This is a genomic window from Acinetobacter sp. WU_MDCI_Abxc222, from assembly GCF_025514755.1.
Lineage (GTDB): Bacteria > Pseudomonadota > Gammaproteobacteria > Pseudomonadales > Moraxellaceae > Acinetobacter > Acinetobacter geminorum.
In genome coordinates, this window is record NZ_JAHPVG010000007.1 from 179,581 (window position 1) to 200,136 (window position 20,556).

At 39.4% G+C, this 20,556-nt stretch carries 19 protein-coding genes, 2 tRNA genes and 1 pseudogene; 16 read left to right on the forward strand and 6 right to left on the reverse strand.

Annotated features, from left to right (window positions below; genetic code table 11):
• The first annotated feature begins 8 nt into the window (after nt 1-8).
• From secY to KTJ10_RS12665, 8 genes are all read left to right on the forward strand, one after another.
• On the forward strand, nt 9-1,328 hold the full coding sequence (gene secY / locus KTJ10_RS12630) for a preprotein translocase subunit SecY (protein WP_170249219.1): 1,320 nt from the start codon (nt 9-11) through the stop codon (nt 1,326-1,328).
• 20 nt (nt 1,329-1,348) lie between these two features.
• The gene (rpmJ, locus tag KTJ10_RS12635) at nt 1,349-1,465 is read left to right on the forward strand and encodes a 50S ribosomal protein L36 (RefSeq protein ID WP_000867907.1); all 117 of its coding nucleotides are present in this window, start codon (nt 1,349-1,351) and stop codon (nt 1,463-1,465) included.
• 106 nt (nt 1,466-1,571) lie between these two features.
• Nucleotides 1,572-1,928 (forward strand): 30S ribosomal protein S13, encoded by a 357-nt coding sequence (gene rpsM / locus KTJ10_RS12640; protein WP_000090816.1) that lies wholly within the window; start codon nt 1,572-1,574, stop codon nt 1,926-1,928.
• Nucleotides 1,929-1,947: 19 nt separating this feature from the next.
• Entirely contained in the window at nt 1,948-2,334 is a 387-nt protein-coding gene (gene rpsK / locus KTJ10_RS12645; RefSeq protein WP_001040166.1) for a 30S ribosomal protein S11, read from the forward strand.
• A gap of 12 nt (nt 2,335-2,346) precedes the next feature.
• Nucleotides 2,347-2,973: a 30S ribosomal protein S4 gene (gene rpsD / locus KTJ10_RS12650; protein WP_000135204.1), complete on the forward strand. Its 627-nt coding sequence runs from the start codon at nt 2,347-2,349 to the stop codon at nt 2,971-2,973.
• Nucleotides 2,974-2,990: 17 nt separating this feature from the next.
• Nucleotides 2,991-3,998, forward strand: coding sequence for a DNA-directed RNA polymerase subunit alpha (locus KTJ10_RS12655; protein WP_002116730.1), 1,008 nt, complete (start codon nt 2,991-2,993; stop codon nt 3,996-3,998).
• 18 nt (nt 3,999-4,016) lie between these two features.
• The gene (gene rplQ, locus KTJ10_RS12660; protein WP_002049717.1) at nt 4,017-4,394 is read left to right on the forward strand and encodes a 50S ribosomal protein L17; all 378 of its coding nucleotides are present in this window, start codon (nt 4,017-4,019) and stop codon (nt 4,392-4,394) included.
• 181 nt (nt 4,395-4,575) lie between these two features.
• Entirely contained in the window at nt 4,576-6,066 is a 1,491-nt protein-coding gene (locus tag KTJ10_RS12665; protein ID WP_002116796.1) for a flavin-containing monooxygenase, read from the forward strand.
• Nucleotides 6,067-6,116: 50 nt separating this feature from the next.
• Here KTJ10_RS12665 and KTJ10_RS12670 read toward each other — a convergent pair whose 3' ends face one another.
• The gene (locus KTJ10_RS12670; RefSeq protein ID WP_002116790.1) at nt 6,117-7,289 is read right to left on the reverse strand and encodes an acyl-CoA dehydrogenase family protein; all 1,173 of its coding nucleotides are present in this window, start codon (nt 7,287-7,289) and stop codon (nt 6,117-6,119) included.
• A 188-nt stretch (nt 7,290-7,477) separates the two neighbouring features.
• On the opposite strand from KTJ10_RS12670, the gene KTJ10_RS12675 reads away from it, so the two are divergent.
• The 5 genes from KTJ10_RS12675 to KTJ10_RS12695 all read left to right on the forward strand — a co-directional run bounded on the left by KTJ10_RS12675 (nt 7,478) and on the right by KTJ10_RS12695 (nt 13,025).
• On the forward strand, nt 7,478-7,735 hold the full coding sequence (locus tag KTJ10_RS12675; protein WP_002117064.1) for a succinate dehydrogenase assembly factor 2: 258 nt from the start codon (nt 7,478-7,480) through the stop codon (nt 7,733-7,735).
• 6 nt (nt 7,736-7,741) lie between these two features.
• On the forward strand, nt 7,742-8,131 hold the full coding sequence (locus KTJ10_RS12680; protein ID WP_069119505.1) for a hypothetical protein: 390 nt from the start codon (nt 7,742-7,744) through the stop codon (nt 8,129-8,131).
• Between the two features lie 770 nt (nt 8,132-8,901).
• Nucleotides 8,902-9,990, forward strand: coding sequence for a hypothetical protein (locus tag KTJ10_RS12685; protein ID WP_202744799.1), 1,089 nt, complete (start codon nt 8,902-8,904; stop codon nt 9,988-9,990).
• 84 nt (nt 9,991-10,074) lie between these two features.
• Entirely contained in the window at nt 10,075-10,650 is a 576-nt protein-coding gene (rrtA, locus tag KTJ10_RS12690; protein WP_005067290.1) for a rhombosortase, read from the forward strand.
• 179 nt (nt 10,651-10,829) lie between these two features.
• Nucleotides 10,830-13,025 carry a TRAP transporter large permease subunit gene (locus KTJ10_RS12695; protein WP_262442135.1) on the forward strand — a complete coding sequence of 732 codons (2,196 nt, stop codon included), beginning with the start codon at nt 10,830-10,832 and terminating at the stop codon, nt 13,023-13,025.
• 161 nt (nt 13,026-13,186) lie between these two features.
• On the opposite strand, the gene KTJ10_RS12700 is transcribed toward KTJ10_RS12695, so the two are convergent.
• From KTJ10_RS12700 to rnr, 4 genes are all read right to left on the reverse strand, one after another.
• Nucleotides 13,187-13,612 carry a hypothetical protein gene (locus tag KTJ10_RS12700; protein WP_199992157.1) on the reverse strand — a complete coding sequence of 142 codons (426 nt, stop codon included), beginning with the start codon at nt 13,610-13,612 and terminating at the stop codon, nt 13,187-13,189.
• An 11-nt stretch (nt 13,613-13,623) separates the two neighbouring features.
• Nucleotides 13,624-13,833 (reverse strand): YheV family putative zinc ribbon protein, encoded by a 210-nt coding sequence (locus KTJ10_RS12705; RefSeq protein ID WP_032004797.1) that lies wholly within the window; start codon nt 13,831-13,833, stop codon nt 13,624-13,626.
• A gap of 40 nt (nt 13,834-13,873) precedes the next feature.
• Complete coding sequence (locus tag KTJ10_RS12710; protein WP_262442136.1) at nt 13,874-15,928, reverse strand: M3 family metallopeptidase; 2,055 nt, start codon at nt 15,926-15,928, stop codon at nt 13,874-13,876.
• Nucleotides 15,929-16,062: 134 nt separating this feature from the next.
• On the reverse strand, nt 16,063-18,480 hold the full coding sequence (gene rnr / locus KTJ10_RS12715; protein ID WP_199992155.1) for a ribonuclease R: 2,418 nt from the start codon (nt 18,478-18,480) through the stop codon (nt 16,063-16,065).
• 261 nt (nt 18,481-18,741) lie between these two features.
• On the opposite strand from rnr, the gene KTJ10_RS12720 reads away from it, so the two are divergent.
• The 3 genes from KTJ10_RS12720 (at nt 18,742) to KTJ10_RS12730 (ending at nt 19,619) form a co-directional block, all read left to right on the forward strand.
• A tRNA-Ser gene (locus KTJ10_RS12720) sits at nt 18,742-18,832 on the forward strand.
• Nucleotides 18,833-18,842: 10 nt separating this feature from the next.
• A tRNA-Arg gene (locus tag KTJ10_RS12725) sits at nt 18,843-18,919 on the forward strand.
• A gap of 106 nt (nt 18,920-19,025) precedes the next feature.
• Entirely contained in the window at nt 19,026-19,619 is a 594-nt protein-coding gene (locus tag KTJ10_RS12730; protein WP_199978372.1) for an HAD-IB family hydrolase, read from the forward strand.
• Nucleotides 19,620-19,681: 62 nt separating this feature from the next.
• Here KTJ10_RS12730 and KTJ10_RS12735 read toward each other — a convergent pair.
• Nucleotides 19,682-20,556 (reverse strand): annotated as a pseudogene (locus KTJ10_RS12735) (hypothetical protein); the annotation flags it as partial.

The window sequence follows — 20,556 nt, forward strand, 5'->3', positions numbered from 1 at the left end:
TCAACATGATGAAAGGTCAGCCATTTCATGTGAAATACCGTGAAATTATTCGCCGGATGAGTTTTCTAATCGGTGCATTGCTGGTCTTTCGACTAGGAGCGCATATTCCAGTACCAGGCATTAATAATGCTGCGTTAGAAAATTTATTTCATGCGAACCAAGGAACTATTCTTGGGCTATTCAATATGTTTTCTGGCGGTGCTTTAGAGCGAATGTCTATTCTTGCTTTAGGAATTATGCCTTACATTTCTGCATCAATTATTGTGCAGTTAATGTCTACTGTAATTCCATCACTTGAAGCCTTGAAAAAGGAAGGTGAGCAAGGTAAGCGTAAAATTAATCAATATACGCGTCAGGGTACATTACTACTTGCTGTGGTTCAGGCTGTTGGTATGTGTGCTGGCTTAATTGGTCAAGGTATTACTTTGACAAATGGCCTTGCATTTTACGTACCTGCTGTTACTTCTTTAGTTGCGGGAACAATGTTCCTAATGTGGCTAGGTGAACAGATCACAGAAAGAGGTATCGGTAATGGTATCTCAATGATTATTTTTGCAGGTATTGTTGCTGGTTTGCCTAATTTAATTATGCAATCTATCTCTTCTGTAGATAATGGTCAGACAAGTTTGATTGGTCTTGTAATCTTTGGTCTTTTGTCTCTAGGTGTATTGGCAGCTATTGTGTTTATTGAAAAAGCACAACGTCGCATTCCAGTAAACTATGCGCAAAAGCAACAAGGGCGTCGTATATTTACAGCACAGCAGACGCATTTGCCATTAAAAATTAATATGGCTGGTGTTATTCCTGCGATTTTTGCAAGTTCTCTACTCTTGTTCCCAGCAAGTCTTGGTCAATGGGTGGGAAGTGCAGATCCAAATGCTGGTTTTATTAAAAGCAGCTTACAAGATTTAGCTTTAGTATTGTCGCCTGGACAGCCTTTGTATTTGGTGCTCTTTGGTGCGTTAATTATCTTTTTCTGTTACTTTTATACGGCTTTAGTATTTAGCCCTAAGGAAGTATCAGAAAATCTAAAACGCAGCGGAGCTTATGTGCCTGGTATTCGCCCAGGTGAGCAAACTGCTCGTTACTTAGATCATATTCTTAATCGTTTGACGTTTATTGGTGCGATTTATATTACGGTCATTTGTTTAATGCCAATGATTCTACAAAGTTCTTTTGGGATTCCATTCTATTTGGGTGGTACCTCACTATTGATCGTAGTTGTCGTGGTTATGGACTTTATGGCTCAGCTACAAGCGCATTTAACATCTCATCAATATGATAATCAAACATTAATGAGAAAAACGACTGCTCATCCTAAGGGATAAGCGCACTTAGAGGTTTCATCATGAAAGTACAAGCTTCTGTAAAGAAAATTTGTGGTAGCTGTAAAGTTATCCGTCGTAATGGGGTTATTCGCGTAATTTGTAGCGCAGAACCTCGTCATAAGCAGCGTCAAGGTTAATCTAATCAAGACCTGTTGATTTCAGTAGGCGAATTGGGTTAATATCCGCCCCTCAAGATTTTTGTGGGGCGGTTGATTATCTCTACTGCCTTTTTGGAGAAAGTGAATGGCTCGTATTGCCGGTGTAAACATTCCGGATAACAAGCATGCTGTTATCTCCCTCACTTACATCTTTGGTATCGGTCGCCACACTGCTAAGAATATCTTAGCTACAGTTGGTATTACTGAAACTACTAAGATCCGTGAGTTGGACGATGCTCAGCTTGATGCGATTCGTGCAGAAGTTGCTAAGGTTCCTACCGAAGGTGACTTACGTCGCGAAATTTCCATGAACATTAAACGTTTAATGGATTTGGGTTGCTACCGCGGCCTTCGCCATCGTCGCAGCTTGCCTGTCCGTGGTCAACGCACCAAAACTAACGCACGTACCCGTAAAGGTCCGCGCAAACCGATTAAAAAGTAAGATTTCTGGAAGCTAAAAGATGGCTAAAGATACTCGCACACGCAAGAAGGTCACTCGTACCGTCTCTGAAGGTGTTGCACACATTCACGCGTCTTTTAATAACACCATTGTTACGATTACTGATCGTCAAGGTAATGCATTGGCTTGGGCCACCTCAGGTGGACAAGGCTTCCGTGGTTCACGTAAATCAACTCCGTTTGCTGCTCAGGTAGCTGCTGAAGTTGCTGGTAAAGCAGCTTTAGATTACGGTTTGAAAAATCTGGATGTCCTTGTAAAAGGTCCTGGTCCAGGTCGTGAGTCTGCGGTTCGTGCATTAGGCGCAGTGGGTTATAAGATTAACAGCATTACCGATGTGACTCCAATTCCTCACAACGGTTGCCGTCCACCTAAAAAACGTCGCGTGTAAGGAGAAACATTCATGGCTCGTTATATTGGTCCAAAATGCAAACTCTCTCGCCGCGAAGGGACAGACCTGCAACTTAAATCTGGCGTTAAACCATTTGACGTCAAAACTAAAAAAGCTAACAAAGCACCTGGTCAACATGGTCAGGCACGCGGTGGTAAGCAATCTGAGTATTCACTACAATTACGTGAAAAACAAAAAGTCCGTCGTATTTACGGTGTGTTAGAACGTCAATTTAGTAACTACTATAAAGAAGCAGCTCGTGTTAAAGGCGCAACAGGTGAGAACTTGTTGAAATTGCTTGAAAGCCGTCTTGATAACGTTGTTTATCGCATGGGTTTTGGTTCTACACGTGCAGAAGCTCGTCAGTTAGTAAGTCACCGTAGCATTACTTTGAATGGTCGTCGTGTAAACATCGCATCTATTCAAGTTAAAGCTGGTGATGTAATTGCGGTTCACGAAGGTGCTAAACAACAATTGCGTATTAAAAACGCGATTGAGTTAGCTGCACAACGTGGTATTCCAGCTTGGATCGAAGTTGATCATTCTAAGCTTGAAGGTACGTTTAAAGCTGCACCAGATCGTTCTGATTTACCTGCTGAAATCAACGAAAGCTTGATTGTAGAATTGTATTCTAAATAATCCTTGAGGTAGCAATAATGACGCGTACTGCAAACGAGTTTCTAACTCCGCAAGCGATCAAGGTCGAAGCGGTAAGCGGGACCTCGGCAAAAGTGATTCTAGAACCTTTAGAGCGTGGTTTTGGCCACACTCTAGGTAATGCTTTACGTCGCATTCTATTGTCTTCTTTACCTGGCGCTGCTGTGGTTGAAGTTGAGATAGAAGGTGTCGAGCACGAGTACAGTACTTTAGAAGGCTTGCAGCAGGACATCGTCGAGCTCTTGCTGAACCTAAAAGGATTGTCTATTAAGCTGTTCGATCAAAATGAAGCATATTTAACATTAGAGAAACAAGGTCCTGGCGATATTACTGCTGCTGACCTTCGTTTACCTCATAATGTTGAAGTGGTTAACCCAGAACATTTAATCGGTACTTTAAGTGCTTCAGGCTCATTAAAAATGCGCTTGAAAGTTGCTCAAGGTCGTGGTTATGAAACATCTGATTCTCGTTTCCCTGAAGGCGAAACACGTCCTGTTGGTCGTTTGCAATTAGATGCTTCTTATAGCCCGATTAAACGTGTTTCTTACACCGTTGAAAATGCGCGTGTAGAACAACGTACCGATTTAGATAAACTGGTAATCGACCTCGAAACAAATGGAACGGTTGATCCTGAAGAAGCAATCCGTAAAGCGGCAACAATCTTGCAACAACAAATTGCAATTTTTGTTGATCTTCAGAAAGACCAAACTCCAGTTGCTCAAGAGCCTCGTGAAGAAGTTGACCCAATCTTGCTTCGCCCAGTAGATGATCTAGAGCTTACTGTTCGTTCTGCTAACTGTTTGAAAGCAGAAAATATTTACTACATTGGTGATCTTGTTCAACGTACTGAAGTTGAGTTGTTAAAAACTCCTAACCTTGGTAAAAAATCGTTAACAGAGATCAAAGATGTTTTGGCATCGAAAGGCTTACAACTCGGTATGCGTCTTGAAAACTGGCCACCAGCTAGTCTTCGTATGGACGACCGTTTTGCCTATCGTAGCCGTTAATTAAGTAGGACTATCACCATGCGTCATCGTAATAGTGGTGTGAAATTAGGCCGTACAAGCAGCCATCGTAAAGCGATGTTCCAAAACTTGGCTAATTCTTTATTTGAACACGAGTTGATCAAAACAACTGTGCCTAAAGCTAAAGAATTACGTCGTGTTGCTGAGCCTTTAATCACTCTAGCAAAAAACGATACTGTAGCAAATCGTCGTTTAGCATTTGCTCGTACTCGTAATGCTGCAACTGTTGGTAAATTATTTACCGTACTCGGCCCTCGTTACAAAGAACGTAACGGCGGTTATCTACGTGTTCTTAAAGCGGGCTTCCGTGCTGGTGATGCAGCACCGATGGCTTACGTTGAGCTTGTAGATCGTGAAGTAAACACTTCAGCTGAATAATTGATTTTATTCAAAAAAGACCGGTTTTATGCCGGTCTTTTTTATTTCTACTCACAAAATAAATTATAAAAATGTCCTCAAGTGATATAAAAAAGTAGATAAACGGTCAAACTTGACATTGTGTATTGTCAAAATTGTGTTTTAATAAACTTATATTCTCAACAATGGGTATAAAAATAAAATGGAAAAGCAAGTTGATATTTTAATCATTGGCGCAGGTATTTCAGGAATCGGAATTGCTGCCCATTTGTCAAAAAATTCACCACAACGACAATTCGAGATTTTAGAACGTCGTGAGTCTTTTGGTGGAACATGGGATCTTTTCCGTTATCCTGGTATCCGTTCAGATTCAGATATGTCTACCTTTGGTTTTAACTTTAAACCATGGTGTAAAGCGAATGTATTAGCTGATGGTGCTTCTATTAAAGGATATTTAGGTGAAGTAATTAATGAATTTAAATTAAAAGAAAAAATTCATTTTGGTCATCGCGTACTTTCTGCTAATTATGATTCGGCTTCAAAAAAATGGCAGGTTGTAGTCGAAGATAGCAATAAAAAACAGCAGACTTGGATTGCTAACTTTGTGGTCGGTTGTACAGGTTACTATAATTATGATCAGGGTTATGCGCCTTCTTTCCCAAATCAAGAAGCATTTAAAGGGCAACTCATTCACCCACAGCATTGGCCTGAAAACTTAGATTACACAGGTAAAAAGGTGGTTATTATTGGTAGTGGTGCAACAGCGATTACTTTAGTACCAGCAATGGCTAAAGGTGGGGCAGGTCATGTGACCATGTTGCAGCGTTCACCAACATATATTGCTAGCGTTCCTTCTATCGATTTTATCTATGAAAAAACGCGTAAATTTATGTCTGAAGAGGCAGCTTATAAATTTACTCGAGCTCGCAACATTGGTATGCAGCGCGCTATTTATGCGCTGTCTCAGAAACATCCTAAAACTGTACGTCGTTTACTTTTAAAAGCAATTGAAGTGCAGCTTAAAGGTAAGGTTGATATGAAGCATTTTACACCTTCATACAATCCTTGGGATCAGCGTTTATGTGTAGTGCCAGATGGGGACTTGTTTAAGATTTTACGTGAAGGCAAAGCGAGCGTAGAAACTGATCAAATCGAGAAATTTACTGAAAAAGGTATTTTACTTAAATCTGGCAAACATCTTGATGCTGATATCGTTGTTTCTGCAACAGGATTACAAGTTCAGATTATGGGCGGAGTTCAGGCGACTCTTGATGGGAAACCAATCAACTCATCTGAACATATGCTTTATAACGGCATAATGCTAAGTGATGTACCGAATATGGCTATGATTATTGGCTATGTAAATGCCTCATGGACACTCAAAGTAGATATCGCTGCCGAATATATTTGTCGCTTATTAAACTATATGGACAAAAATAGTTATGATGAAGTGATTCCATCGGGTGATAAGACTGTGATGGAAGAAGATACTGTAATGGGTAAACTATCATCAGGTTATATTAATCGTGCAGCACATGAACTTCCTAAACAAGGTAAGCGTGCTCCATGGCAGGTGACTAATAACTATTTAGAAGATAGAAAGTCTTTGAAAAATGCAAAATTTGAAGATGGCATTCTTCATTTTCATAAGCGTTCTGAAGCGAATGAGCGTAAACCAAAATTAGTATCTTAAGTCCTGTTAAATAAAAAAAGGGGCGTAATGCCCCTTTTCTTGTGAAGGTATTAAAGTGTTCTTGAAATTAATTCTTTCATGATTTCATTTGTACCTGCATAAATTCGATTTGCTCGATGATCAATGTATGCACGTGCAATTGGATATTCAAGCATATAGCCATAACCACCATGTAACTGAAGACATTCATCTACAATCTTTGAGAACATATCAGAAATTTTATATTTAGCAGCAGCTGCAGCTTCGACACTCAATTTTTCTTCAAGTTGTAATTCCATACAACGATCTAAATAAGTACGACAGAAATCGATTTCAGTTCTGAGTTCAGCAAGTTTAAAGCGCGTATTTTGAAATGCACCAATAGGTTTACCAAATGCCTTACGATCTTTTGTATATTGGACGGTATGTGCAAATGCTGCTTCAGCACCTGCCTGACAAATAATAGCAACTAACATTCGTTCCCATGCTAATTCTTTCATGAGCATGATAAAGCCCATACCTTCCATGCCTAAAAGGTTTTCTTTAGGAACGCGAACGTTATCAAAGAATAATTCGCAGGTATCTTGGCCTTTCATACCAATTTTGTTTAGTGGTTTACCTTTACTAAAACCAGCTCTGTCTGCTTCTACAATAATTAAGGATAAGTTCGCCGAACCTTTCTCACTATTACCAGTCTTACAAACAACTACGGCCATGTCGCATAAGTAGCCATTTGTAATAAAAATTTTAGAACCATTAATGACATATTCATCACCCTCAAGTACGGCGGTGGTTCTTACCGCTTGTAAATCTGAACCAGTGCCTGGTTCCGTCATTGCAATAGCAGTAACAACTTCTCCAGTTGCCATTTTGGGTAACCATTTTTGTTTTTGCTCTTCATTACCAAAATTATTAACGTAATTAGCAACAATATCGGAATGTAGAGAGAAGCCAGTACTTGAGTCCATCGCATACGCTTGTTCTTCAATAAGAATCATACTGTATAGGCGATCTACCCCAGAGCCACCATATTCCTCTGGCATTGTGGTACAAAGAAGACCTAGTTCTCCAGCTTTATTCCAAAGATCTCGGTCAACATGTTGCTGTTTTTCATATTTTTCTATATTGGGAACGACTTCCTTTTCATAGAATTTACGCACTGTCTCACGGAAGGCTTCGTGTTCTTCATTGAATAATTGTCTTGGTAACATATTTGGAATAGGACGGATGGCACCAGATTGCATTTGTATTTCTTCCTTGGTTCAGGTGTGATGTTATGCCCTAAACATACGTAAGCATTTCATGCCTAACAATGTGATGAATGCTCAATTATGCGGATAAGATGATAAATTTGGTCAATTTGATATTTTTAGCGATCTTTAGGATGTGATCAGGTAAACTAGGCGCACTATCAACACAGATGGGGACGTAAATGTCTGACGAAATGACCTTGGAAGAACGTAAAGTAATTTATCGAGCACGCCGCGGCTTAAAAGAAATTGACGTCTATTTTGACCCGTATGTAAAAAACTATTATTTAAAAGCTGATCCAGCAGAAAAAGCATTATTTGCAGAGTTAGTCGATCAAGAAGATCCGGATTTATTAGATTGGTTCATGGAAGTTTCTGAACCTCCACGTACTGAGTTACGTGAATTTATTTATAAACTAAAACAGTATGTACATGGCTAAACTGTTTTGATAAAAGAATTAAATTTTGAGCTGAAATATAGCCGTGTCTCGGTAATATTTCAGCTTTTTGTTGGTTTAGGTTTAGCAATCCTGCTTTATCAATTATTAACACCGATATGGTGGCTATGTGCTGTTATTCTTCTATTTATTGGTTTTATTTTCTTTTTAAAGCAAGCACAAATATCTCAAATTGAATATTTAGATCAAAAATTATGGTCGGTTGCATATTTCTCAAAAAAAGAAATTTACCGTGCAGAAATTATTAAAATAATTGATTATCAGTTATTTGTAGTTATTTATCTTGAAGAGACTCCTAAGAATATAGCTATTGTATGGTTCGATCAGCTTCCCATTCAGCAGTGGAAAAGATTAAAAGTTCTAGAAAAACTCTATTAATTGTTAGACAATTCTACAATTGTATATTTATTTAAAAATTATAAAAAACAAAAGCTTAATAATTATTTTCTTCATTAAACTTCGAATTGTCTAATTAAAATATAGAAAAAAGCCAAGGAAAGACAATTGTCTGACAATTTTACCTATGGGTAACTATTTGATCGGTTAAAGTACAAACACCAACGTAAAGTGTGTCGGAGGTCTCAAAATGGAGATGCCAACATGGTCGTTCTTGGTCATTGCCATAATTCTGGCAGTGGTGATAGGAAGAGCAGGAACTTTACTCAGGGAACATCTTAACAAAGTTAATTTTAACAAGGTTAAGAGACAGAGGATGCAAGGTCGTCGATCAGTCAATTATTAAAATTGGTTAATCGATTAATTTCATCAAGTGTCCAGTTTATAACTGGGTGCGATTGTAGTAAGGAGGTCTCTCATGGAGATTTCAATGTGGATGTTTCTGTTAATTGCAGTCGTTATGGCTGTAGTAGTAGGAAGAGCAGGAACTTTACTTAAGGATTATATAGAACAAAAATAATATAAGCCGTTAAAAGCTTATTCCAGTTAATAAGTAGCATGTGCTGAACCGTCGCAATGCTACTTTTTTTTGCCTAAAATTTCTGTTTCCTCGAAAAACTGTCAATTTTATCTGCTGTGAAGTGTGTCAAAGTATAAGCGCTACAATTAGAGTAATTACTCTTTTATTCAAGATATGCATCTGCTAATGTACATCTGAAAAGGAAAAAACAAATTACATAGAGGACAGGAAGATGTCTAAAGTCCAAAAAATAAGCCAAGGTTTGGCGGTGAGTTTTCTTGCAGCTTCAGTTTTATCAGGTTGTTCATACGTTGTGAAAACCGGAGCAAATGTTGCTCTAGGTTTTACGGAAAAGCACGTCGTTCCACCTATTTTGGCAATGCAAGATGCTGAAATGGTATGTAATACCGGTAGTGCTTTAACACCTGCAATCATGTCTACTAAAGGGATGGGTGCAGATCCGACACGTGTTGCTGTATTAATGTATGCAGCATCAGGTGTATGTGCGGAAAATCAGGCTTTAGAAGCAGAATTACGTTATTTGCGCGCATCAAAAGCTGGTCAAGTGACAGAAGCCCAAGATGCACGTATTGCACAAAAGCGTTGGGCAGCAATTGCTGCTGAACGTCAATATACGGGTTATAAGTTATTTGCTGATCGTTGGGAATCTAAATATAAATATCACTTAGGTGATTCTTGCCCAACGATGCGTAATGATACTGATCAAACTGTTTATTTACTTGGCATGATCAGTGGTCTTCAGGCTGTGACCAACGATATTAACTCAGGCGGTGCAGTCAATGTTCCTAAAGATATCGCTGCTATTGTAGAGCGTGGCATGGTTTGTCTAGATAATGAAAAATTCTGGGGCGCACCTAACGCAACGCGTGCTGTTATCTGGACTTTATTGCCAGGTGCTGATGAAGGGAAACCTGATCCGTACCAAACTTTAAAACAGTCAATTCAGATTGGTGAGAAAAAAGGTGTTCGCCTATCTCATGCCTTATATGCTGTAGCTGCTCAAGCAAGCGGTGATGATGCAAAAATCCGTGATGCATTAAGAACCTATGCAGCATCTCAAGCTGATGACAAACCTGTCAATCCGAACTTTAAGTTAATCGATAGTATGGCTGGTCTTATTGTACGTGGTATCTCTGACCGTTACTGGACTGAGCATACTGGTGTACGTACCGGAGATGATGGTATGTCTCATTTCTGGGATGATAAAAATGAAGGTGCAGCAGAGCTAGATGAGTTGTTTGATGGGGGAGCCGCTTCTGAGGTTCCTACGGATTCATCTGCTCCACCAGCAGCGCAGTAACGAATATTTGAAAGACTAACTTCTTGCGAGTCTATTGTTAAGTTCTACAATAATTGTAAGAAGTTTAATTTCAAGGAGTGTGCCATGAAGGATCATGTACTGAATAGTAAAGTGCTTTTGGTCGCAGTGTGCATTTCCATATCTGCATGTCTACAGGTGTTTCCTGATACTTTTATTTATTGGCGCGAAAGTTTACTTGGCGAATTCTGGCGTTTGTGGACTGCACATTGGGTACACGTTGGATGGGTTCATTTCCTTTTAAATATGATGGCATTCGCTTGTTTACCCTTTATTTTTCCACATACAAAAGCATGGCATCTTCTAAGTCTACTTTTGCTGTTGCCACCCTTTATTAGTTTGGTGTTCTACTTTTATTTACCTTATATCGAAGCTTACGCAGGTCTGTCTGGTGTCTTACATGGACTATATACAGCGGTTGCTTTGGTCTATCTGCAATATCGTAAAGAGCGAAATTTTGCTTTGCTGGTTTTAGGGTTAATTATTGCCAAACTCATATGGGAAAACACTTTTGGGCAAACAGGAACTGCTCAACTAATAGGGAGTCCAGTTTTAACTGAAGCTCATCTATATGGGGCAATTGGCGGAGCAATCTTTGGAGGATGTTATTGGATTTTCCAGAGATTAAAAAAGAAACATTGACAATACAAACTGTTAAAAAAGAGATTTTAGTCATTCTTTATTAACAAAGTTTGATGCAAATTTGATCATTGAATAAAGGGATTGGTAGAAGGGGGATGGATTTAACCCCTGACCAAGAAAAATTGCATGACTCAAGTCCTTATTTTTTAGGGATTTGAGAGAACAAAATTGGAATATTTATGCAAGAACATCAAGAAAAAAGATCTGGATTAGGTCTGCTGGGTTATATCTGGAACGAATGGATCTCAACATTCGTCATCCTCATTTTGCTATTAATGACGCTAATTATTGGTACCGGGGAAATGATCCACGGACAATTATTACGTATCGGGGAACGTCTTTATGGCGACCCTGCTACAGGTATGCAATATTCTTTTTTGCGTGCTGAGCCTGAAAAGCCAACTTGTGATCGACATCCAAATATCGAGGCTCAAGTAAAAGAACAAATGAAAGCGAACGCGTCTGATGATTTCGCGAGTTTCTTTGGTGCGGCATCTGAAAGTGATGTCCGTGCATCACTACTCGCAGCAAAGCAACAATGTGATGAAAAATATCAGGCGTATGATAAAACTATCAAATATATCGAAGCTAACCCAGGGGTACGTACTTACCGTGCTATCGAGACCGGTTTCTTCGGTATTTTTAAATTTGGTACAGAGAACCGTGCCATTTTACTGGTCTTTATGGTTTTGATTTCTGCGATTACTGCATCGTTGAAATATCACCATATTGGTTTGCGTAATCCGGCAACAAAAATAGATTACAAAGTGTATTCCCTGTTTATGTTGATTGGTAATGCACTACTTAGTACCTCTGTCATTAGTCAGTATCGTTCAGTCATAAATTCTGGGGTAACACTTACCTATGAAACAGTAACGATTTACTGGATGTGGATGATTCTATTTGTTGTTCTGACTTTAATTAGTTTGTATCAATTATTTGTTTCACCTCCACCAAAGCGTGAAGGCGGAAATATAGGCTTAGCCTTATTATCGGTGCCTTTATATGCTTATATGGCGTTAATTACAGGCATCGTATTTACGTTCTTTATGGATTACCCAATGGGGCAAGGTATTTACCTTGGTTTACTGGTTGAATTCTCAGGCATCTTCTTAAACCTTGCCTTGTTCATTTGGGCAGGTATGCTTTTAACTCAAACACGCGTTATGGACTTGTTCCTTAATGTGCTTCGTCCATGGAACTTGGCGCCAGAAACCTTAACTTGGTTAATTCTAATTGCTGCTGCTGTACCAACAGCCTATACAGGTGCATCTGGTATCTTCGTTATCGCAGCAGGTGCAATTATTTATAAAGAAGTCTGGAATGCGGGTGCTCGCCGTCAATATGCTTTGGCTGTGTCTGCCATGTCAGGTTCTTTAGGGGTAGTTGTACGCCCATGTCTACTGGTCGTTTTAATTGCGATGCTTGATAGTCGTCATGTAACGTCTGATGAGCTATTTGGGCATGGTATTTATGTATTTTGGTTAACTGCATTTATTTTCTTGGGTGTTTCACTACTCTTAGCTGAAGAAAAATTCCGTGTGAATTCACCAAAAGTTGCGATTCCAGGCATGATGCGTGCCTTTGTGCCTGTAATTCCATATATTCTGATCACTGCTGTTGTTCTTGCGATCTATAAATATGCACTAGATACAGGAATGAACGAATTTACTGCACCAGTAATTTTGCCATTAGTCCTGATTGCAATGATCTTGTATGACAAATTGGTTGCGACCAAAGAAGCGCCTGCAATCAATATTCATGAAGCGATTGTTCGCGAACACGAACAAAAATCACCATTTCTTCGTGCACATGATCCGCATAGCTCTCAATACCGTCTTGGTTTTGGTGGAGCACTTCGTTTTGCGACCTCAGAAACTGTAGGTCATATTGGTGCTCTAATTATCTTGATGGCATTGTCTGCAAGTGTAGGCGGTTTAATTGAACGCTCTGAAGTGGTTGAATTATTACCGACTCATTTGGGCAGTATTTATATATCACTTGCATGTATTGCGCTATTACTTGCCATTATTGGTATGTGTACAGATCCATTTGGTGCTGTAATTTTAGTTGCTGCAACCATTGCACCTGTGGCATACGAAAATGGTATTCATCCAATTCACTTCTGGATGATTGTATTGGTTGCATTCGAGTTTGGCTATGTGACACCGCCAGTTGCCTTGAACCATCTCTTAACAAGATTATCTGTCGGAGATGATGAGGTGAATGCTGCGGATGCAGAAGCGAAAGAGAAATATACAAGCTTCTACTTCCGTTATGAGCGCTGGTTGCTACCAATTATTGTCTTATTCTCATCATTGGTATTAGTGACTTATGTGCCATACGTATTTAAGTTATTCGATTGGTATAAATAACTTAAATCAAAGTATTGGTTATACAAAAAAGCCTTCCAAAATGGAGGGCTTTTTAAATAAAAGGATTAATTAAATTTAAAACAAGATGATTAGAATTATTTAAATCCTAACAAAAAAGCTAAAGATTGATAGCTTTAGCTTTTTTAGATTCTATTGAAAAACTATTGCTGTTTAAGCTGAGCTTCCAGCAATTTAACTTGTTCTTCTTTGAGTTTAGTTAATTGATCAGCATCTGAATGCTGAGCTTTTAAGGTTGCTTCCTGATCTTTTAGCTGGCGATGAATATCTTCAAGTTTAGATACTTCTTCTTTTGCTAAAGACTCTTGTGCAGGGACAGGCTCTTTAAGCACATTTTCACTGACAAGTTGCTGAGAGCTTGCATTTTCAGCTAAGGGTTCAGAACTTGGTAATGGGTCAACTGGTTTAGCAGGAGCGGATGTCGAGACAGGTTGTGGATCAACCAGTGGTGCTGACGACTCGGTTTTTTTAAAAAACCATTGCGCTGCAAAAAAAAGCACTACGAGAATGCTTAAGCCCCCAATTAAAATCCATAATAATTTTGAGTTTTGTTTTCTTTGTAGTGGCATGTTTAAGACCTTTAGTCGGGACGACGTGGCTTGAACTGTATTACCCCAATTTCATCTGGTTCAGCAGGCGTTTCAGGCTCATCAACATGAGTCGGACGATTTTCGCTATAACCACATTCGATACATTCAATCCATTCGTCTTCTGCGGTGGTTAGCATGACAATTCGATCCATGGCTTCACATTTTGGACATTTTGCCCCAGCAATGAAACGTTTTTTCATCTTTATCACCCTAACCACACGATCAATTTAGGCCCATAGTTTAAGCGGTTTTGTTGTCATTCGTCCAACCTTGATGACGTAACAACGCGTCAATTTTAGGCTCGCGTCCACGGAAATTAACAAATGCCTCAAGTGCAGTGTCTTTTCCTCCCACAGCTAGAATTGCCTGACGGAATTCTTTACCCGTTTGAGTATTAAAAATACCTTCATTTTCAAAACGATCAAATGCATCACTTGCTAAGACTTCTGCCCATTTGTAAGAGTAATAACCTGCAGCATAACCACCAGCAAAAATATGACTAAAACTATGTTGGAAACGGTTGTAGTCGACAGTAGGAACGACTGCATACTGCTTACGAATGTCGTTTAACGTTTGCTGAATTTGCTCACTGTTCAGGGCAGGCGTTTTGGTGTGAATGGTTAAGTCAAACAATGCAAATTCAAGCTGACGTAAAGTTTGCATACCAGATTGGAAGAATCGAGCATTTAATAAAGCATCTAGTAATTCTTGTGGCAAAGTCTGTTTACTATCGATGTGTTCACTTAATACATCTAGACTTTCTTTATCCCATGACCAGAATTCCATAAATTGGCTCGGTAGTTCTACTGCATCCCAAGCAACCCCATGCGTTCCTGCAACCGAAATATTATCTACTTCGGTCAACATATGATGTAAACCATGTCCGAATTCATGGAACAAAGTAATCACTTCGTCATGAGTCAATAAAGCAGGTTGGTCACCTACAGGAGGAGTAAAATTACACACCATATAGCAAATTGGTTTTTGTAAACCATGAAGAGTCTGCATGCGCGAGCGGAAGCCGTTCATCCATGCGCCACCACGTTTACCTGTACGTGCATAGATGTCAAAGAAGAAGCCACCAATCACTTGGCCTTGGTCTTCTAATTCAAAATAACGTGCATCTGGATGCCAGACAGGTGCTTGTCTTTCAATAATGTTAATGCCATATAGGCGCTGCACAATCTGGAATAATCCCTGAATAACTTTAGGAGCAGGGAAATAAGGCTTTAATGCTTCTTGAGATAAATTAAATTGTTGCTGTTTCAGCTTTTCAGAATAGTAAGTTGTATCCCAAGGTTTAAGATCATCAACACCATCTTGTTTGGCAATTTCTTGAAGTTCTGCAACTTCTTGAAGCGCAGGAGCACGCGCATGCTCTGCTAGGTCAACCAAAAACTCATGTACTGTTTTTACGTCTGGTGCCATTTTGCTTGCAAGAGAATATTCAGCATAGTTATTGAAACCAAGTAGTTTTGCCATTTCCTGACGAAGGCTCAAAATTTCTTCCATAATTTTGCTGTTATCAAACTCAGTTTGTTCAGACTGATCAGATGCACGAGTTACATAAGCTCTATAAAGCTCTTCACGCAATTCACGGTCATCTGCATAAGTCATGATTGCAAAATATGCTGGGAAATCTAGAGTTGCGACAGCTTGGTCAAGTTCGCGTTGTTTACCATACTGTTTTAATAACTCAATATTACTTTCTGGAAGACCTTTTAACTGATCTTCGGTAAGTGGCTTAAAGTAAGCTTGTGTTGCATCAAGAACGTGGTTTGAAAAATCAGAAGAAAGCTGTGAAAGACGCGCAGAAATCTCTGCATAACGTTTTTTCTCTTCGCCTTCTAAAGCGACGCCAGAAAGTTTAAAGTCACGCAAAGCTAGACGAATAGCACTTTGTTGAGCTGGGCTAAGAGACGTATAACTTTGACTATCATGGATGTGTTGATAAGTTTGATAAAGCGCCGTGTGTTGACCAAGCTGAGTGTAATATTCACTTAATACTGGTAATAAAGATTGATAGACTTCTCTCGTTTCTGCATTGCTCATTACCGCGTTTAAATGCGATAAAACGCCCCATGATTCACTTAGATTATTTTCAAGCGTATCGACTTGCTCAAGTACGGCAAGTTGCTGAGCTGCATCTGTAGGTGCAGCCGTAAGAGTATTTAAAAATTCCTGGCCTGCTTGGATCGCTTGCTGGATGTCTTGTTTTAAATTTTCTAATTCAATTTGCTCAAAACGCGGAGTTGGTAAAGTCGCTTGCTGTAAAGTCATTGCTAATAGCCACATTATTTTTTAAACATGGTATTAGATGTAGGTCCTCTCAAGTCGGAAATCAAGCTTAATGTGTAAAATAACCCTTTTAAAAAGAAATAAGCCTCCTATTGGAGACTTATTTCTTAATTGTGATAATTATTTACTCATTATTCAGCCTTTGATTTTGCATTCGACTTTTTCTTTTTAGGCTTAGATTTTTTCTTCACCTTTTCTGATTTAGTCTCGGCTTTTGCTGAGGTTTTCTTACCGGATTTTTTGGTGTAAGAACTTGGCTTACTTTTTTCTTTCTTTTTGTGAACAGGTCGCTCACCATCACTACTGACAGTTGGTTTACTGAAAACTTCTTCAGTCGCCTGCGTAGTAGTTTTAGTCGTACGCGGCGCACGGCTACGAACTACTCGGCCTGCATGGGTAACTTGCTTAATGAGCTGGAAGTCAATTTTACGTTCTTCCAGATTGACGCCAGCAACCTGAATTTTAACTTCATCGCCCAAACCAAAGACTTGACCACGATTTTGACCTACTAGATTTTGGCTCGCTTGGTCATAAATAAAGAAGTCATCCCCGAGTTGGCTAATATGAATCATGCCATCGACATATAGATCTTTCAGTGTCACGAATAAACCAAATTCGGTCACCGCACTTACAATACCAATAAATTCATCACCTAGATGCTGTTGCATGTAGTGACATTTCAACCAAGTCGTTACGCTGCGAGATGCTTCATCAGCACGGCGCTCGGTTTGAGAGAAATGTTCACCTGCATCATCTAGTGCCGCACCAGAGAGTGGATAAGGCTTTTGTTTCAAATGTGCTTTAATGGCGCGGTGTAACAATAAGTCTGGGTAACGACGGATTGGTGAAGTGAAATGCGTATAAGCTTCATAGGCCAAACCATAGTGCCCTGCATTTTTTGCACCATAATAAGCTTGCATCATTGAGCGTAATAAGACGGCATGAATGCTTGGTGCATCAATACGATCTTTAGTTGCTTCAATTACTCTTTGATAGTCTGCTTGAGTTGGTTGGTCGGGGAAGGGTAGACCCAGTAATTTCACAAAGTCTTTTACTTTTTGAATACGTGAGAATTCAGGAGCTTCATGCACGCGATATAACATTGGAACATCATGTTCTAATGCATATTCAGCCGCAGCAACGTTAGCAAGTAACATGCATTCTTCAATGAGCTTATGGGCTTCATTACGTGTACGTGGCAAAATTTCTTTAATCCCGCCTAGCTCATCAAAAGTCATGTAGGTTTCAATGGTTTCAAATTCCATTGCATGACGGTCGGCACGTAAATTTTTCAAAATCTGATAAAGCTGGAAAAGCGTATTTAAAGATTTATGAACATCACGGTCTTTTGGAATCGCATCTGTTGCGCCGTCAAAATATTGTGCTACCTGTGTATAGGTCAAACGTGCTTTTGAATGCATAACCGACGGATAAAAATCGTAACCAGTTACACGGCCCGTACGAGAGAGTTTCAAGTCGCAGACCATACATAAGCGGTCTACATGAGGGTTCAGAGAACACAAGCCGTTTGACAAAGCCTCTGGTAGCATTGGTAATACAAAGTGCGGGAAGTATACCGAAGTACCACGTTCCTCAGCTTCTTCATTGAGGGCTGAGTCTAAGCGTACATAATGGCTAACATCAGCAATTGCGACAACTACACGATAACCGCCCCCTGGACGTTTTTCTGCATAAACAGCATCGTCAAAATCTCGAGCATCTTCACCATCGATCGTAACTAATGCTAAATCTCGTAAATCAATGCGGCCTTCACGATCTTGAGCGGATGGTTCTTTAAAACTTTCAGCTTCTTTTAAGACCTGATCTGGAAACTCATATGGCAAACCAAATTCAAGAATGGTTTGTGGAATGATAATTTCTGTATCGGCTTTGTCGGCCATAGATTGAATAATATGCGCCGTTGCAAACTCTTCACGAGTTGGATAGCTGTCTATTGCGACACGTAGCATATCGCCAACATTTGCTTTAGCGTGTGTTACGAGTTCTTTTTCTAAAGGAATAGGTTGGTGCTGATTTGGATTGTTGGGTTGAATAAAATATTCGCCATCGTGAACCGACAATTTACCAATTAATTGTTTAACACGATGTTGTAAAACTTCTGTGATAAAGCCCCAAGGTTTACCTTTACGGTCAACCGAAGTCTGACGTACTCTAACTCGGTCACCATTAAATACTAAACGTAATTCACGTTCAGGAAGTAAAAGATCAGTTTGACCATCAATATGTGCCGTACCTAAACCTTTACTATTGATATAAACAGTTGCTTCATAGGTTGGTTGATCTGCCACCAACTGAAATTTAAACCCGTCTTTCATGATTTGACCATCACGAACCATGGCACTTAAGCGGTGACTTAGAGCTTCAATACTTTTTTGGTCATGAATATTAAAATGATCTACAAGTTCTGCATGAGATTGCGGTGTCTGCAATTGTTCCAATGTATCTAAAATAAGAGTACGGCTCGGAATAGGATTGTCATAACGTTCAGCTTCAGCTTTCGCTTCGGGGTCAGCCCAGTTTTTTGTCATGTCGTTTGGTTTCACGCTTGGCAGATAAGTTTAGCATAAGTCATGCAGACCCGAACTGCACGTTTAGGTTTGCAATAATGTGTTATGCACTACAGTATTTTGATGAAGAAATAATATCTATCTTAACAAGCGTTTGATCTAAAAAGACGAAAATAATGAGAAAATTGCTTAAAAAATAATTCATTGAACTAAAAAACAAGAAAATTTCACTATGATGACTTGAACAATAGGGTTTTAGTTTGTATTATGGCGGCTCGTTCCGGTGAGGTGGATGAGTGGCTGAAATCACTTCCCTGCTAAGGAAGCATACCTATTACTGGTATCGAGGGTTCGAATCCCTCTCTCACCGCCATTTACTTAATGCGCTCATAGCTCAGCTGGATAGAGCACTTGGCTACGAACTAAGGGGTCGGGAGTTCGAATCTCTCTGAGCGCACCAACTTGAAGAATTAACCGCTTTTATAGCGGTTTTTTTGTGCCTGTTTTTTAGTAATTTTAAAAAATTTAAATTTATAACTTTTTAATTATATTAGAGATAATCATAAATGAACTTAGCTTTATTTGACTTTGATGGTACGATCACGCACAGCGATACATTTAGTCTATTCCTTAAATTTTCTTTAAATAAAAAAACTCAAATACTGGGTGGTATTCGACTTGCACCTTATATAGCGGGTTATAAGCTTGGATGGGTAACCGATAAAACCATTCGAACTAAACTCTGCCAAGTGGGATACGTGGGCTATGATGCGGATTCCCTAAAATATATGGGGCAAGAGTTTGCTAAAAATGTCCTTCCTACCTGTGTGCGTCAAAATGCTTTGGAGCGTATTCTTTGGCATAAACAACAAGGTGATCAGGTTGTTGTTGTATCTGCATCATTAGGTGTTTATTTAGAAAGCTGGTGCCAATCTTTAGATTTAGACGTTATATGTAATCAACTTGAAATACGTGATGGTATTTTGACAGGTGATTTTATTAATGGTGATTGTGGTTATTTAGAAAAAGTAAATAGAATAAAAAACAAATATGATTTAACGCAGTATTCTACAATTTATGCTTATGGTGATACACCTAATGATTATGCAATGTTAGAGCTGGCGCATAAGAAATATTATAGATGGGAAGAAATGAATTAATATTTAAAGATATATTAATAAAGAAAGCCACTTGTAATAAGTGGCTTTCTTTTAATGACTTATTAAACAGTATTGAAAGAGTTTTCTAAGAAGTTATCGGTAAGCAATGATGTAGGTACGATAGTATGCGTTGTATTGGTTACGCTAGATACTGTAGACGTTACACCACCGAGTAAGCTACCACCAGTTAATCCACCTAGTAAATTAGAAATAACATCTAATCCGCCTTCACCAGACACACCGCCTGTTAAGCTACCCACGATATCTGTTACGATGCCAATAGGGTTGTCTGTACCGCCAGTAACGCCACCAGTTAAACCGCCAAGTAAATCAGTGACTAAGTCTAGTGAGCTATCTCCACCAGTTACACCACCAATAGTTCCTGTCAATCCACCAACGATTTCTGTTACTAGGCCAGTAGCAGTTGTGCCATTTGTAATCAGCGTATCAAGGATACCAGTAGCCGATTCAGTAGCACCTTGGATATCACCACCGACTAAATCAGAAACAACTTCAAGTGCACCGTTTACTGTGTCGCGAGAAGTTTCAAAAGTTAATGTTCCGAGGTCTGCAATTTCAGAAACAGGATGTTCTGCTTGTGGAAGAATGCTGATAATTGTATCTGCAACTGTATCAATGCCAGTGTTGATGATTTCAGTTTTTAAGCTTTCTACACCTTGTAGAATATCAATACCGCCTTGAACGACATCAATCACTGGAGAGATTGGAGAAGTTCCACCACCGATACCGCCAGTTACACCGCCAATAATGTCAGTAATTACTTCAAGTGGGTTGCCATCAACACCACCAGTTACGCCACCAATAATGTCAGTAATTACTTCAAGTGGATTACCATCAACACCGCCAGTTACACCGCCAATAATGTCAGTAATTACTTCAAGTGGGTTGCCATCAACACCACCAGTTACGCCACCAA